The following is a 15,627-nucleotide window of genomic DNA, read 5'->3' on the forward strand; positions in this document are numbered from 1 at the left end:
AATTTCATAGATAAACATTAAGGAGACCATTAAAATGGCATGGGCAACAGCAAGACATATATTAGTAGACACAGAAGAAAAATGTAATGAAGTGAAAGCAGAGATAGAAGCAGGATTAGATTTTGGAGATGCAGCAAAAGCAAATTCTTCTTGTCCATCAAAAGCTGATGGTGGAGATCTAGGTAAATTTGGACCTGGACAAATGGTTCCTGAGTTTGATAAGGCTATTTTTAGTGGAGATGTTGGAGTTCTTTATGGCCCAATTGAGACACAATTTGGTTTTCACCTTATAGACATAACTGGTAGAGGTTAGTCTACAAAGTAATGGTAAAAGTATCTGCAATTCAAATGAGTATGAGTGAAGATAGAAGCTCAAATGTCTCTCGAGCTATTAATTTAGTTCGAGAGTCAGCTCACAACGATACACAGATTATACTTTTACCAGAACTTTTTGAGACTCCATATTTTTGTAAAGATATGGACCCACAATACTTTTCACTTGCAAGACCTCTCAAAAATAATTCCCTAATACAGCAATTTTCTCTTCTTGCAAAAGAGTTAGATGTAGTTTTATTAGTAAGTTATTTTGAAAAAGCACAAGCAAATTATTTTAATTCTTTAGTCGTTATAGATGCAAACGGTGAAGTAATGGATAATTACCGTAAAACACATATCCCTGATGGACCAGGGTATGAAGAAAAATTTTATTTCACACCTGGAGATACTGGTTTTAAAGTTTGGGATACAAAGTATGCAAAAATAGGTGCAGGAATCTGTTGGGATCAATGGTTTTGTGAGAGTGCTCGTACCTTAGCTCTCAAAGGTGCAGAGATTATTTTTTACCCAACAGCTATAGGAAGTGAACCTGAAATTGGTCTTGATTCAAAAGATCATTGGCAAAGAGTTCAAATGGGCCATGCTGCTACAAATACAGTACCTGTTGTTGTAGCAAATAGAATTGGTAAAGAAGTAGGAAAAAGCTGTTCTCTTACATTTTATGGTTCATCGTTCATAACAGACTATGCAGGAAAAAAAATAGCAGAAGCATCACGTGAAAAGCAAGAGATTATCTACGCTGAGTTTGATTTAAAAGATAATGCAAAGAAGAGAGAGTATTGGGGTTTACTTAGAGATAGAAGAAAAGAAACTTATACTGATATTTGTCAGTTATAAATATTTAACCAAGTTTCTACCGCTATGTTTTGCCTTGTATAGAGCTTTATCAGCCCTTGAAACCAACTCATTCATTTTATCGTCATTTGAGTAGAGTGTAATACCAAAACTTGCTGTTTTATGCTTTACAAAAGCAAATTCATGCTCATCTACTGCTAATCTTAATTTTTCAGCTAATTTCATAATATTTTCTTTATTGATATTATCTACAATAATAAGAAATTCTTCGCCACCCCATCTTCCAACTATATCAGTTTCTCGAGAACAAGCTGTTAATAAATCTGAAAACTCACATAGTACAGCGTCCCCCGTTTGATGTCCATATTTGTCATTTACTGCTTTAAAATAATCAATATCAAGAAGGATAATTCCAAAAGTGTTACTATATCGTTTTGAATGTTTCATCTGTTTATCTAGAACTTCATCTAGCTTAGAACGGTTATATAAACCTGTTAGGTAATCTTTTGTAGCTAAAGATGCTAAAAGTATATTTTGTCTTTCTATCTCTTGTGTTCTTGATAGTAATTTTTTATGATTTTGTTCTTTCTCTATTGCAACAGAAGCTAAATGAGCGTAAGAACTAATTAGCTTTAATTCAAATTCGCTTGGTTTTTTTGGTTTCTGGTTATAAATAGCAAAACTACCTAGTATCTCATTCTCAGATGAAAATATAGGTTCAGACCAACAAGCGTGTAAATTAGCCTTAGTTGTTAATGGTAAGTAAGACTGCCAGTTTTCATGTTCATCAATATTTTCAATGATTACCCTTTCTTTTTTAAAGGTAGAGCTTCCACAAGAACCAACTTGTTCTCCAATGGCAATGCCATGAATAGCTTCATTATAATAATCAGGAAGACTTGGAGCTGATCCTAAGAGAAGGTTTTGTTTAGTTTCATTAAGTATTAAAATCGTGCATATAGAATTATTAATTCGACTTTCAGCTGTATTTACAATCTTTTCTAGCATATTGCTTAAGTTGTCATTCTTTGTAATATATTCTAGTATTTCTTGAGTATCTTCGTAGATAAATTCATATTGTTTTTGTAAGGTAATATTTTTTGCTATGTAAAAGATTCCTAATTGATTTTTTTTATCGTCATAAATAACTTGTTGCTTTACTTTAAAATAATCAAAGAAACCATCTTCTCTTTTAAAGTTATGGATAGTGTTAAGAGGTTTACTATTTGCTAAAACATTCTTATCTATTTTCACATATTCAGTGGCATCTTTATGTGAATAAAGATCAAAGGCTGTTTTACCGATAATATCAGCTCTATTTAATTTTTTATAGGCTGAAAATGAATCATTACAGTGAGTATATATCCCTTCAACATTTTTAAAAAATGCCAAGTCAGGAATTAATTCAATAAAAGTATTTAAATTTTCCAAAGATGTAGTTTTCTTCATAATTTAATACTAGCATAGATTATATTAAATTATTGCGTGAAAGAATATTTTTACTAGTTTTATTGAGAACAAATACTAAACGAAAAGAGTACTTATAACTAGTTACTGTTTTTTTTCTCTTTGAGTGTATTAATAATTTTCTTACCTTTTTTTATTTGTATGGATATAATTTCACGATCTTCTTGAAGTTGTACTAATATTTTTTTATTCGTTTCTTTTTTTATTTGTTTTAAAATTTGAAGTCGTTTCTCTTTGAGTTTTTTAAGAAGGTTTTTCATGCATTTTTTTTCATTTGATGAAGAGCATTTCTCTGATTTGAAGTAGGTTGAGACCGTTTTAACAAAATTTTTCACATTCATTTTGTATCCTTTTTAATCCTAAGATGGATTGCTAGTTACATTATTGCATAATGTGACTACAATAGGGTTACAATTTTTGAAGTATTATCTTCTCTAGTTCATGTAGTGGAGCTGATGTGATGTTGTTAAATTGTGTGCGATTAAATGTTTGCTGTCTTTTTGCAAGTTGTGCAGTATGTGTAGATATATTCTCGAGCATTATTTCTTTTGTGACTTTTCCATCTAAGTATTCTAGTACTTCAACTATTCCTATGCTTCCCATCGAATGTGCTAATCTTGCATACTTTTTTTCTAAGTAACACACTTCATTTATCAGACCAAGGTCTATCATCTTATTAGTTCTTGAAGTAATTCTTTGTCTGAGGGTATCTCGTGAGACATCAATGTTGAAAATATTTAAATCCTTTATGATTGCTTTAGGAGGGTGAAGTTCAAACCACTGAGTAGGTAAAAGCTGAGATGCTCTATAAATGAGTAAAGCTTTTTCAATTCTGTAGCTATCTTTTTTATCAATATTTTTCATGTATTGTGGGTCTATGTCACTTAATAAATTATAACAAGATGCTAAGTTTGAAAGCTCTTTTGCAACATTGTGAGATATTTCCTTTGTAATTTTAGGAAGTTGGGACAAACCTTGAAGTAAAGACTTGAGATAAAAAGAAGTACCACCAACAATTACTAAGTTTTTAGATTCTTTTTTACATTGCTCTAGTAAGTTTTTGTAAAGATTTATAAAGATATCAACACTAAAATATTCATCAGGGTTTAAAACATTTATGCCAAAATGTTTCACTTGTGATAGTTCCTCTTTGGAAGGTTTAGCGGAGACAATATCTATCTCTCTATAGATACTAAGTGAATCAATAGAGAGTATATATGCGTCAATTTTTAAGGCAATATTTATTGCCAAGTCACTTTTTCCTGAGGCAGTTGGACCGATAATAGCTAACTGAGTAATCTCTTTTTTCATAAGCAAATTATATCATTTTAAAACAAGTTTAGATAAAATAAGTCTAAATTATATTTTAGATATTTGTAAAGGTAAAAACTTGGAAAGAATCATACAAAAAGCAAAAGATTTTAACGAACTAGTAATGTTTGAACACTCGATTTTTTCGCTTCCTTTTATTTTTATAGGTATGGTTGTTGCAGCCGATGGCTGGTTTGGTTGGTGGCTACTTTTTGTGGGCGTGTTAGCTGCAATAAGTGCGAGAAATTTTGCAATGGGTTTAAACCGATATGTAGACAGAGATATCGATGCGATTAACCCTAGAACTGAAAATAGACCAAACGTTGATGGGCGAATAGGAAGTTCTTCTATTTTAATTTTTGCTCTTGTAAATGCTTTTGTTTTTATAGCAGTTGCATATATGATTAACTCTTTAGCATTAATTTTAAGTGTACCTATCTTGATAGTGTTGGGTGGGTATTCTTACTTTAAAAGGTTTTCTTCTTTAGCTCATATTGTGCTTGGTATTTCTCTTGGGCTCGCGCCAATAGCTGGAGTTGTAGCAGTGACTGGTACTATTACAGATTGGTCTGTGATACTCAGTCTTGGAGTTATTTTTTGGGTAGCAGGCTTTGATTTATTGTACTCACTCCAAGATATGGACTTTGACAAAGAAAATAATTTACATTCTATTCCATCAAAGTACGGATCGAGTGCTACACTTTTAATTTCATCATTTTTTCATATACTAACTGTACTTTTTTGGGCTCTTTTTGTTTGGGTCGCTGGACTTGGAATTTTTGCATTTATTGGAGTTGTTGCTAGTGCTGTGATGTTATCATATGAACATTATCTTGTTAGAAAAGATTTTACACAAATTGATAGGGCATTCTTTACCATAAACGGCTATTTAGGTATTGCTTTTCTCATTCTCATCATTTTGGATAGGACAGTATAATGGAAGCTCGTTTAGTAAATGCTCCCATTAGTTTAGTTTTTTCTCAAGCCGATCTTAATGCAGAAGTGTTTGAGAGGGAATACCATCAACTAAGTGAATCAGAAGATAATGCTATAAACCAATGGTTAAAACTTGCTAAAGCACGAGGTGAAACTTCTGATTCTGATCCAGTACTTTTAAATCTAATAGTAGAACTTCATAATAAAATTGATGCACTAGAACAGTTTCTAAGAGATGAAGAACCTGTAAGAATTTCGCTTACAGTAGAAGCTCATATTGATTCAATAGGTTTTGAGCATTTCAATCTTTCAGACTCTCTTTTAGAAGTTGGAGTGCAATACTATGGTCGCATTGAAATGCCAGTTCACCCAAAACGTGATGTTGGAGTATTTTTTAAGGCTGAGAGTGAGACTTTAGCAAAAATCACTCGTATCCATGATAGAGATGAAAAAGAATGGGGTGCATATATGACAGCACGTGAGCGAGTTTTAATTAGAGAAGCAAGAGAGAAGAAGTAATGAATTTTGACGTAAGTACTATACAAGATTATTTTAATGTAGAATATATCTTAGTTGGCATGGCAGGCATAATTTTATACTTACTTTACTATGTCTACACAAAAGATGCTCTCTACAACAAAAACATTCACTCGGTTGCTTCAGTGGCAGAAGAACTCAATCGTGAGATATATTATCTCAAAAAAAATATGACCGAAACACAAAAGTCAATCCAGCAAAATACTCGAGGGATGAGCGATAAAGAGATTTATGAAGAGATAGAGCGAAGTGTGTATGATATGGTACAACCACTTTCTCTTGGTTTTAAGCAACTTCAAGAAAATATTATAGCGATTGATTCTCAAATAGAATCACGTGTATCTTCCCTTGAGAATGGAGTAAAGCAGTTTTCAATTCCTAATTCAGTAAATGGAAATGATGATGAGAAAATTCTTTCATTGTATAAACAGGGGATTAGTTTAGAAACCATTTCAAAAGAGTTAAATATCTCTCAACCAGAAGTTGAATTTGTTTTAAAAATCAATAAGTTACAATAGATGGCAGATAGAAAACTTTTTGCACTTGTCTCGACCCTTATTGGGATGAGTATTATTTTGTCGTATTCATTGTCGACATATACTACTCTTTTATTCGGTGTAAGCGAGTTTCATTTTGTAATGAGGCAAAGTGTTTTTGGTCTTATGAGTATAACTGTTATTTGGATTTTGGCACAGTTAGATCCAGATAAATATTTAACACCTATTGGATTTCTTCTTTTTCTTGGTTCAGCCTCACTTATGATTGCTATGCCATTTTTACCAGAATCAATTGTTCCCGCAGTAGGTGGAGCAAAGCGTTGGATAAAAGTAGCAGGATTTTCTTTAGCTCCAGTAGAGTTTTTTAAAATTGGTTTTGTGTATTTCCTTGCATGGAGTTTTTCTAGAAAACTTGGTCATCATGCAAATATGGGACTTGTCAATGAGTTTAAAAGATTCTTCCCTTATGCTCTCGTTTTTGTAGTAGCTATGTTTGTAATCGCTTTTGTGCAAAGTGACTTAGGTCAAGTTGTTGTTCTTGGTCTTACCCTTCTTTTCATGCTTATGTTTGCAGGAAGTAGTTTTAGATTTTTCTTTAGTATTCTCTCTGCTGTATTAACATTTTTTATCTTTTTTATTTTAACAGCTGAGCATAGAGTCTTACGTATAAAGTCTTGGTGGGCTTTAGCCCAAAACTCGGTACTCGAACTGTTTCCAGCATCTATTGCTGAGCAGCTTCGTGTACCAACGGAGGTAGAACCCTATCAGATAGGACATTCCCTTAATGCAATCCATAATGGCGGTTTTTTTGGAACAGGTATAGCAAACGGAACGTTCAAACTTGGATTTCTATCTGAAGTACATACAGATTTTATCTTAGCTGGAGTAGCAGAAGAGTTTGGTTTTTTTGGTGTTTTCTTTGTCGTGTTTATTTTTATGTGGATGCTACAGAGAATTTTTAAAGTAGCGAACCGTACAGATGATGACTCTATTTATCTCTTTAGTATTGGTATCGGAGTACTTCTTTCTTTCGCATTTTTAGTAAATGCTTATGGGATTAGTGGCATTACCCCAATTAAAGGAATTTCTGTACCATTTCTGAGTTATGGTGGTTCTGCAATTCTTGCTGCTTCTATAGGTGTAGGAATGGTCTTAATGGCTTCAAAAAAAGCAGATATGGATAAAAGAGGGAAGTATTAAATGAAACTATGTATAACAGGTGGTGGCACTGGTGGACACTTGATGATAGCTAGAGCTCTTGTAACTTCAGCAGTTAAGAAAGGTCACGAAGTTATTTTTATAGGTTCTACTCATGGTCAGGATCAAAAATACTTCTCCCAAGGGAGTTTGTTTAGTGACGTGTACTTTTTACCAACAACAGGTGTTGTTAACCAAAAAGGTTTAGGAAAACTAAAAGCTCTGTATAAAATATTTAAAGCATTTTTAAATTCTCGAAGTATTTTGAAAAAACATAAAATTGAAGCTACATACAGTGTGGGTGGATTCTCTGCAGCTCCCGCATCTTTTGCAAGTTTAAGTAAAAAAATTCCATTATTTATTCATGAACAAAATGCAGTTGAAGGTCGATTAAACGGATTACTTAAGCCTTATGCGACGAGATTTATATCTGCGTATGATGCTACTTCACCGATTAAAGGTTATCCAGTTGAAGAAACTTTTTCCAAAACTGCTAGAGTAAGAACTGAGCTAAAAACTATAATATTTTTAGGTGGTTCTCATGGAGCTAAAGCAATTAATAATTTAGCTCTTAGTGTGTGTGAAGAACTTAGATCTAGAAATATCAAGATACTTCACCAAGCTGGTGTAAGTGATTATGATAGAGTAAAAAAAGAGTATGAAAACCTAGGAGTAGAAGTCGAACTTTATGGTTTTACAAAAGAATTAGATTCTCTGATACCTCAAGCAGATTTAGCTGTTAGTCGTGCGGGTGCTAGTACTCTGTGGGAACTTACAACTAATGGCTGTCCAGCTTTTTATGTACCGTATCCATACGCTGCAGGTGATCATCAGTATCATAATGCAAAGTTTATAGTAAATAATGAACTTGGTTGGTGCGAGAGAGAAGGTAAAAAATTACACGCTAGATTTTTAGAAATTCTTGAAGTGAACTTAGAGAGTAAAAGTAAAGCACTCATGGAATACGCGAGTATAGATGTGGCTTCACAGATGATAGATGATATTGTTGTAGGTAGTACAAATGATTAGAGAAATAGCACAATCAATAGTAGACTTAATATTTGACTGGGGTTATATGGGAATTTTTTTACTCATGGCGATTGAAAGTTCTTTCATTCCTTTTCCTAGTGAAATCGTACTAATTCCTGCTGGATATTTAGCATCAAAAGGCGATATGAATTTTGGGATTATTCTGGCAAGTGGTTTAGGTGGTTCTATGGTAGGAGCTTTTATAAACTACTATCTTGCATTACTTTTAGGTCGTAAAATATTAATGCAATATGGAAAGTACTTTTTTATTAGTCACGAATCAATGGATAAAATGGATAACTTTTTCCTAAAGCATGGAGCAATTTCTACTTTTATAGGAAGACTGATTCCTGGTATTCGTCAGCTTATATCTATTCCAGCTGGATTATCCCGTATGAATTTAGCAGTATTTTCAACCTACACAGCTTTAGGAGCTGGAATATGGGCTTTAATACTTGTAAGTTTAGGTTACTTTATAGGTGAAAATCAAGAGTTAATTGATACATACTTAAAGCAGATAACTATAGTCGTTTTGGTATCATTAGTTTTACTGGGTGTTGGGTATACTTTCACTCAAAGAAATAAAAAAGCATAAGGGTTAGAATGTTAGAGTTAATGAATTTACCAGGATTTTTTGGAACGAGAGCTCCTTTATTTATGGATATAGTAAGTTTAATAGTCGCAGCTTTACCCTTTTTAATGTTAGGGATTATCTTTTTAGCAAGAATGAAAAATTATAAACTTCATGCACTTTTACAAGCTGTGTTATATGTAGTATCTGTTTTAGTTTTAACATTTTTTGAAATTGGTGTTCGCTTTGTTGGGGGCTTTAAAAGTTTTATGGAAGGGAGTGGTGTAGGACATGACTACGCTTTCATAGTTTTGATATTTCATATTATGGTGTCTGTAATGACTTTAATAATCTGGACAACAACACTTTTAATGGCAAAAAAACAATTACAGCTTAATAAACACAAGCGTGCAGGATGGTTGACTTTCATAGGTGTTACTATGACTATGTTAACTGGTGGATGGGTATATTTCTTACTCTTTGTATACTAAAAATTTAAGGAAATAGATTGATAAAAATAGATGATAAAGCACCAGCATTTTGCTTAGCAAATCAAGATGATGTAGAAATATGCTTGAGAGACTTAAAGGGAAAATGGATAGTTTTATATTTTTACCCGAGAGATAACACTCCTGGTTGTACAACTGAAGCATGTGAGTTTACCCTAGCAGCACCAGACTTCTCAGATTTGGATGCGATTATTTTAGGGGTAAGTGCAGACACAACTAAAAAACATAGAAATTTTATAGAAAAACAAAATATTGGAATTACACTTTTAAGTGATGAATCTACGGATATGATGCAGGAATATGGTGTTTGGCAAAAGAAGATGAACTTTGGAAAAGAATATATGGGAATAGTAAGAACTACTCTTATTATTAATCCAGAAGGAATTGTAAAAGCAGTTTTTGAAAAGGTACGGGTAAAAGAGCATGTAGCAAAAGTACAAGCTGAGTTAGAATCACTTCAAGCATAAGTTAAACTAAACTTGGATATAATTTCGCGATTTTTATTATGTATTTGCATATTAAAATATTAACAGATTATGTCAAAAGTTAGTGCGACTTCCTCATTAGGATAGAATCGTCCGACATTCTCAAAGACTAACTAACAAAACTCTTGGCTTGTTAAAAGCCACTTAAGGATTACCTATGGTAACTATGAAAGACCTTTTAGAATGTGGTGTACACTTCGGACACCAAACTCGTCGTTGGAACCCGAAAATGAAAAAATATATTTTTGGTGTTCGTAAGAATATTTATATTATTGACTTACAAAAAACTTTACGTTATTTCCGTAACACATATACAATCGTTATGGATGCTGCTGCTGAAGGACAAACTGTTCTTTTTGTTGGTACAAAAAAACAAGCTCGTAACTCCGTAAGAGATGCTGCTATCGCTTGTAATATGCCATATGTTGATAATAGATGGTTAGGTGGTATGCTTACTAACTTCCCAACTATTCAAAAATCAATTCGTAAACTTGATGTTATTACTGAGATGCAAGAAAATGGTCAAATTGATCTTTTAACGAAAAAAGAAGCTTTAATGCTTACTCGTAAAAAAGTTAAACTTGAAGCATATTTCGGTGGTATTCGTGAAATGAAAAAACTTCCAGATATGCTTTTTGTTGTTGATGCAGTAAAAGAGCACATTGCTGTTTTAGAAGCAAGATGTCTTGGTATTCCAGTTGTTGCACCACTAGATACAAACTGTGATCCAGATTTAATCACTTACCCAATTCCTGGTAATGATGATGCAATCCGTTCTATTCAACTTTTCTGTCGTGAAATGACTGCAGCAATTAATGAAGGTAAAGCTCTTAGAGATGCACCTGCTGAAGAAGAAGAGCAAACTGAAGAAGTAGCAGTAGAAGCTGAGGCAACTGAAGCACCAGCAGCAACAGAGGAAGCATAATGGCAGCAGTTACAGCAGCAATGGTAAAAGAGCTTCGCTCTGCAACTGACGCTCCTATGATGGACTGTAAAAAAGTTTTAGTTGAAGCTGATGGAGACATGGTTAAAGCGACTGAACTTTTAAAAGCACGTGGTATCGCTAAAGCTGCTAAAAAGGCAGATAGAGTTGCTGCTGAAGGTCTTGCTGGAATTATGATCGCTGATGATTTTTCAAAAGCTTCTGTTATTGAGATTAACTCTGAAACAGACTTTGTTGCTCAAAATGAAGGTTTCCAAAATCTAGTAAAAAATTCTGCAAAAGAAGTTTTTACTAATCAACCTGCTGATGTTGCTGCATTTATGGCGAGTGATTTTGGTGCTGATTTTACGGCGCAAGTTATTAAAATCGGTGAAAAGATTGAAGTAAGACGTTTTAATACTTTAGCTGCTGATGCAACTACGGCATTAAATGGTTATATTCACTCAAATAGTCGTATAGCTGTAATTATTACTGCAAAATGTGACTCTGAGAAAACTGCTGAAGGTATGAGAGCTACTCTTAAACAAGTTGCTATGCATGCATCTGCTATGAAACCAACTACACTTTCTTACAAAGATTTTGATGCTGCATATGTTACATCTGAAACTATAGGAAGAATCGAAGTTATCAAAAAAGATAACGAAGAATTAGCTCGTCTTAAAAAACCTCTTAAAAATGTACCTCAGTATATTTCTATGAGTCAATTAACTGAAGATGTTTTAGCACAAGCTGAAGCTGATATCAAAGCTACTCTTAAAGAACAAGGTAAACCAGAAAAAATCTGGGATAAAATTGTTCCTGGATCTTTAGCTCGTTTTATTTCTGATAACTCGACTTTAGATAAAGAACAAGCTTTACTTGAGCAAAACTATGTTTTAGACGAGAAGTTAACAGTAGCACAAGCTATTGATAAAGCTGCTAAAGCTCTTGGCGGTACTGCTGAAATTACAGAATTTGTTCGCCTTGAAGTTGGGGAAGGGATTGAGAAAGCTGAAGATAATTTTGCTGCAGAAGTTGCTGCTCAAATGGGTTAATCCTTAGGATTAATTTCTTTCTTTTTCAACTAAAGGCTAGGACTTCGGTCTTGGCCTTTTTTTTTGCTAAATTTTTACCTACATTTGCTATAATCTAGTTATGAATTTATTATCCGCTAAAAACCTTTCCCACACTTTTGAATACGAACTATTCTCAAACATAAACTTAGATTTAGAATCAAGAGAATCAATAGCTATTATCGGTATGAGTGGTAGTGGTAAGTCCACATTATTGCATATATTGTCTTCTCTTTTAGAACCTGAAAACGGTGAAGTGGCAATATTTAGTGAAGACATCTACACTATGAATAAGAAGAAATTATCTGAAATTAAAAGAGACTCTTTAGGCCTTGTTTTTCAATCGCATTATCTTTTTAAAGGATTTTCTGCATATGAAAACTTAGAAGTAGCGGCAATTTTAAGTGATCAGAGTATTGATGATGAACTTTTAAATCGTTTAGATATCCAAGAGTGCATTCAGCAAAAAGTTACAGAACTCTCAGGTGGGCAACAACAACGTGTATCTATTGCTAGAGTTTTAACAAAAAAACCACGAATAATATTTGCAGATGAACCAACAGGAAATCTTGATAAAAAAACAGCTAACGAAGTGATGAAACTTTTCTTTGAGTATTGTCAAAAAGAAGATGCTGGAATGATTTTAGTTACACATGATGAGAATCTAGCACATATGTGTACTCATGTGTATAAGCTTGAAAATAAAGCTTTGAATAAGATTTAATGCTATGGAATGGGTAGAAGTTCTTAAAGAAGAGAATATAGTGAGTTTTTTACTCCTTTTTTTTCGATTTGCTGCTCTATTCTTAGCTGTTCCTATCTTCTCCCACCGAAATATTCCGATGACTATAAAAGCTGCTTTGGCTTTTTTCTTCACTATCGTTTTTTACCCATCTATGCCTGAATTAGCCTTACAAATAAACCTTGTTAGCGTCCTTGTCGCGATATTAAGTGAATTTCTGCTTGGGCTTGTTGTTGGGATAATACTACTTCTTGCATATAATGTTATTACTTTCGCAGGTGGCCAAATCTCATTCATGATGGGTTTTTCAATGGCCAGTGCAATTGATCCTCAAACAGGTGTTTCAATGCCGATAATATCTCAGTTTTTGTCATTAATGGGGCTTATGGTTTTACTTGCACTTGATTTACATCATTGGGTTTTGATGTTTGTGGATGCATCTATAGTATCTATACCTTTAGGTGGATTTTTAATGACAGAAGATTTGTTTAATTATATTATTCATGCTACTTCAAGAATGTTTATGGTTGGTTTTATGATTGCTTTTCCAATTATTGCTTTGTCTTGGCTTGCCGATATAATTTTTGGAATGCTAATGAAGACGATGCCACAATTTAACCTTTTAGTTATAGGGTTCCCAATTAAAATTATGGTTGCATTTGGAGTTTTGATTGCTACTTTTACTGCCACGATGCTCATAGTGAAAACCGAAATGTTAGAAGCATTTAACGTCTTGGAGATGTTTTTTTAATTTTTTCTGATACAATATAAAGATAAAATAGATTTAATCTTTAGTCGTCTATATAGGCGAAATAAAATTAAGGAAATAGCCTTGAAAATACTCCTTGTAAATGATAATCCAGTTGTTAATAAACTCGTTACATTAAGTGCGCAAAAGACTTCAGATGAGTTAGAAGTTGTAGGTAGCATTGATGACATTAGCGAAAAATTTTATGATTTACTGGTGCTAGATGATACAGTATATACCCCTGACTTAGTATCTGAGATTAAAGAAAAAATCACATTTTCGAAATCACTTTATATCTGTTCTCGTAATGCCCAAGAGGATGATACTTTTACAAAAACCATCAAAAAACCATTTTTACCAACTGACTTAGTAGAATTGTTTTCAATTTTAGGTAGAGAAGTAGCTGAGATTGATTTATCTCAAGATAATTTTGAAGAAGTGGCTCAAGAGGATACAGTGGAATCTAATAGTAGCTTAGAAATTGATGAGTTTAACTTGGATGATACTATGGACCTAGAGGAACTCAACATAGAAAGCTTGAGTGAATCTATTGAGGATTTAGAACTTGATGAATTTGATTTGGATAGTGATATTGATTTAGAATTAAATGATGATGACCTAGGGGTATCCGAGTTAGAAGAATTTAGTGATTTAGAACTAAGTGAAAATATGTCAAGTGAATCTAGCGAAGTCTCAGAAGTTGATGATCTCGAAGAGATCAGCTTAGAAAATGATACTGACTTAGATGAAGAGATTGAAAGTATTCTTGATAAAGAGGAATTACAAGAAGTTCAAGACCTTCTTGAGGACGTAAATGAAGACAGCTCTAGTGAATCTGGCGAAGTTCCAGAAGTAAATTTAGAAAGCTTGAATGAATCCAATGAAGTTTCAGAAGTAAATGAACTCGAAGAGTTCAGCTTAGAGAGTGATACAGACTTAGAAGAAGAGCTTGATCTAAATACCGAGGATCTTCTTGAAGTAAATGAAGACAGTTCTACTGAATCTAGCGAAGTTTCAGAAGTAAATGAACTCGAAGAGTTCAGCTTAGAGAGTGACACAGATCTAGAGGAAGAACTTGATTTTAATACTGAGGATCTTCTTGAAGTAACTGAAGACACTCCAGCTGAGTCTACTCAAAGTACAGATATTGATGACCTTGAAGAAACAACTCAAGACAGCTCTAGTGAATCTAGCGAAGTTTCAGCAGTAAATGAACTCGAAGAGTTCAGCTTAGAGAGTGACACAGATCTAGAAGAAGAGCTTGATCTAAATACCGAGGATCTTCTTGAAATAACTGAACATACTCCAGCTGAAAGTATAGAAATTGATGAACTCGAAGAGCTTAGCGTAGAAAGTGATACAGACCTAGAAGAAGAATTTCATTTAGAAGGTGCATTAGATTTTACTGAAGAACTCAATATAGAGTCAGAAATAGAGAATGCAGTGAGTGAATTAAGTCAAGAAGATCTAGATAGTGAACTTGATGAGGAGACTCTTTTAGATATTGTGAAAAATGAAATAGATAGTATTGATTCACTAAATGCAAGAGATCTGCAGATGGCTATAGGGGAAGAAGTAACAGCTCCTGAGAATTTAACTGAACCTAGTGAAGATTCAGAGCTTGATGAAGTCGAAGAATTCAGCTTAGAGAGTAGCCCAGGGCTAGAAATAGAACCAAATAACCAAGGTATAGAGTCATTGAAAAAACTACTTGCTGCATTAACAAACGAAGATGTAGCTGCTTCAATGAAAGGTATGAAAATCAGTATTAACATAGAACTTGGAGATAATAAATAGTGAATTATAATACTGGAGCGATACTTGTACTTTCTGGTCCAAGTGGAGCTGGGAAAAGTACACTTTTAAAAAAAGTAATTGATGATATTGGCGAGTGTTATTTTTCTATATCGACAACAACTCGTGATATACGAGATGGTGAAGTAGATGGAATAGATTATCATTATGTAAGTAAAGAATCATTTCAAAAAGATATAGAAGATGATATGTTTTTAGAGTATGCAAATGTACACGGCAATTATTACGGCACTTCAATTAGACCTGTTAGAAAAGCTTTGAAGGATTCTAAGCTGGTCATATTTGATATTGATGTACAAGGGAATGCGGTTGTGACTAATAGACTTGGAGATATTACAACATCAGTATTTATTTCACCACCAACACTCTCTCAACTCAAAGAAAGACTCGAAGGTCGAAAAACTGATTCTCAAGAAGTAATAGATGGCCGTTTAAAAATGGCCAAGAGAGAGATACAACGTATAAGCGAGTATGATTACTTGATTATCAATGATAATCTTGAAGAAGCAGCTCAAATACTTAGGACAATTGCAAAAGCTGCAAGGTTAAAAGTCCCAGGAAATGAGATTAATGAATTTACGCAAAAATGGGAAGATATAGACTAATTTAATCTTAATTAGTTATAATCTTGGATTAATTTTTTACAAGGAAATATAC

The 15,627-nt window shown here is 33.4% G+C and carries 19 protein-coding genes; 16 read left to right on the forward strand and 3 right to left on the reverse strand.

Annotated elements, in window-relative coordinates; genetic code table 11:
* Nucleotides 1-34 precede the first annotated feature (34 nt).
* Together ACI9TV_RS00460 and aguB are read left to right on the forward strand one after the other, a co-directional pair.
* A complete protein-coding gene (locus tag ACI9TV_RS00460; protein WP_415248788.1) occupies nucleotides 35-313 on the forward strand; it encodes a peptidylprolyl isomerase in 279 nt (92 codons plus the stop codon).
* 11 nt (nucleotides 314-324) lie between these two features.
* Nucleotides 325-1,173: an N-carbamoylputrescine amidase gene (gene aguB, locus ACI9TV_RS00465; protein WP_415248789.1), complete on the forward strand. Its 849-nt coding sequence runs from the start codon at nucleotides 325-327 to the stop codon at nucleotides 1,171-1,173.
* Here the strand turns inward: aguB and ACI9TV_RS00470 are convergent.
* From ACI9TV_RS00470 to miaA, 3 genes are all read right to left on the reverse strand, one after another.
* Complete coding sequence (locus tag ACI9TV_RS00470) at nucleotides 1,168-2,580, reverse strand: diguanylate cyclase (protein ID WP_415248790.1); 1,413 nt, start codon at nucleotides 2,578-2,580, stop codon at nucleotides 1,168-1,170. The two genes, aguB and ACI9TV_RS00470, sit on opposite strands and share 6 nt — an antisense overlap.
* A 98-nt stretch (nucleotides 2,581-2,678) precedes the next feature.
* Nucleotides 2,679-2,939, reverse strand: coding sequence for a hypothetical protein (locus ACI9TV_RS00475; RefSeq protein WP_415248791.1), 261 nt, complete (start codon nucleotides 2,937-2,939; stop codon nucleotides 2,679-2,681).
* 67 nt (nucleotides 2,940-3,006) lie between these two features.
* On the reverse strand, nucleotides 3,007-3,909 hold the full coding sequence (miaA, locus tag ACI9TV_RS00480) for a tRNA (adenosine(37)-N6)-dimethylallyltransferase MiaA (RefSeq protein ID WP_415248792.1): 903 nt from the start codon (nucleotides 3,907-3,909) through the stop codon (nucleotides 3,007-3,009).
* A gap of 79 nt (nucleotides 3,910-3,988) precedes the next feature.
* On the opposite strand from miaA, the gene mqnP reads away from it, so the two are divergent.
* From mqnP to gmk, 14 genes are all read left to right on the forward strand, one after another.
* Nucleotides 3,989-4,846: a menaquinone biosynthesis prenyltransferase MqnP gene (gene mqnP, locus ACI9TV_RS00485; RefSeq protein WP_415248793.1), complete on the forward strand. Its 858-nt coding sequence runs from the start codon at nucleotides 3,989-3,991 to the stop codon at nucleotides 4,844-4,846.
* The gene (locus ACI9TV_RS00490) at nucleotides 4,846-5,364 is read left to right on the forward strand and encodes a hypothetical protein (RefSeq protein ID WP_415248794.1); all 519 of its coding nucleotides are present in this window, start codon (nucleotides 4,846-4,848) and stop codon (nucleotides 5,362-5,364) included. Before mqnP ends, ACI9TV_RS00490 begins: the two co-directional genes overlap by 1 nt.
* Nucleotides 5,364-5,900: a DUF6115 domain-containing protein gene (locus ACI9TV_RS00495; RefSeq protein WP_415248795.1), complete on the forward strand. Its 537-nt coding sequence runs from the start codon at nucleotides 5,364-5,366 to the stop codon at nucleotides 5,898-5,900. Before ACI9TV_RS00490 ends, ACI9TV_RS00495 begins: the two co-directional genes overlap by 1 nt.
* Nucleotides 5,901-7,079: an FtsW/RodA/SpoVE family cell cycle protein gene (locus ACI9TV_RS00500; protein ID WP_415248796.1), complete on the forward strand. Its 1,179-nt coding sequence runs from the start codon at nucleotides 5,901-5,903 to the stop codon at nucleotides 7,077-7,079.
* A complete protein-coding gene (locus ACI9TV_RS00505; protein WP_415248797.1) occupies nucleotides 7,080-8,105 on the forward strand; it encodes a UDP-N-acetylglucosamine--N-acetylmuramyl-(pentapeptide) pyrophosphoryl-undecaprenol N-acetylglucosamine transferase in 1,026 nt (341 codons plus the stop codon). It abuts the gene before it with no gap.
* Nucleotides 8,098-8,700: a DedA family protein gene (locus ACI9TV_RS00510; protein ID WP_415248798.1), complete on the forward strand. Its 603-nt coding sequence runs from the start codon at nucleotides 8,098-8,100 to the stop codon at nucleotides 8,698-8,700. Before ACI9TV_RS00505 ends, ACI9TV_RS00510 begins: the two co-directional genes overlap by 8 nt.
* A gap of 8 nt (nucleotides 8,701-8,708) precedes the next feature.
* The gene (locus tag ACI9TV_RS00515; protein ID WP_415248799.1) at nucleotides 8,709-9,167 is read left to right on the forward strand and encodes a DUF420 domain-containing protein; all 459 of its coding nucleotides are present in this window, start codon (nucleotides 8,709-8,711) and stop codon (nucleotides 9,165-9,167) included.
* Between the two features lie 17 nt (nucleotides 9,168-9,184).
* On the forward strand, nucleotides 9,185-9,652 hold the full coding sequence (locus ACI9TV_RS00520; RefSeq protein WP_415248800.1) for a peroxiredoxin: 468 nt from the start codon (nucleotides 9,185-9,187) through the stop codon (nucleotides 9,650-9,652).
* Nucleotides 9,653-9,827: 175 nt separating this feature from the next.
* Nucleotides 9,828-10,595 carry a 30S ribosomal protein S2 gene (gene rpsB, locus ACI9TV_RS00525; RefSeq protein ID WP_415248801.1) on the forward strand — a complete coding sequence of 256 codons (768 nt, stop codon included), beginning with the start codon at nucleotides 9,828-9,830 and terminating at the stop codon, nucleotides 10,593-10,595.
* Complete coding sequence (gene tsf, locus ACI9TV_RS00530) at nucleotides 10,595-11,647, forward strand: translation elongation factor Ts (protein WP_415248802.1); 1,053 nt, start codon at nucleotides 10,595-10,597, stop codon at nucleotides 11,645-11,647. The genes rpsB and tsf overlap by 1 nt, the downstream gene beginning before the upstream one ends.
* A gap of 100 nt (nucleotides 11,648-11,747) precedes the next feature.
* The gene (locus ACI9TV_RS00535; RefSeq protein WP_415248803.1) at nucleotides 11,748-12,389 is read left to right on the forward strand and encodes an ABC transporter ATP-binding protein; all 642 of its coding nucleotides are present in this window, start codon (nucleotides 11,748-11,750) and stop codon (nucleotides 12,387-12,389) included.
* 4 nt (nucleotides 12,390-12,393) lie between these two features.
* The gene (gene fliR, locus ACI9TV_RS00540) at nucleotides 12,394-13,158 is read left to right on the forward strand and encodes a flagellar biosynthetic protein FliR (protein WP_415248804.1); all 765 of its coding nucleotides are present in this window, start codon (nucleotides 12,394-12,396) and stop codon (nucleotides 13,156-13,158) included.
* Nucleotides 13,159-13,239: 81 nt separating this feature from the next.
* The gene (locus tag ACI9TV_RS00545) at nucleotides 13,240-14,952 is read left to right on the forward strand and encodes a DNA topoisomerase IV (RefSeq protein ID WP_415248805.1); all 1,713 of its coding nucleotides are present in this window, start codon (nucleotides 13,240-13,242) and stop codon (nucleotides 14,950-14,952) included.
* A complete protein-coding gene (gene gmk / locus ACI9TV_RS00550; RefSeq protein WP_415248806.1) occupies nucleotides 14,952-15,575 on the forward strand; it encodes a guanylate kinase in 624 nt (207 codons plus the stop codon). Before ACI9TV_RS00545 ends, gmk begins: the two co-directional genes overlap by 1 nt.
* Nucleotides 15,576-15,627: the final 52 nt, after the last annotated feature.

The organism is Sulfurimonas sp., from assembly GCF_047622445.1.
Classification (GTDB): domain Bacteria; phylum Campylobacterota; class Campylobacteria; order Campylobacterales; family Sulfurimonadaceae; genus Sulfurimonas.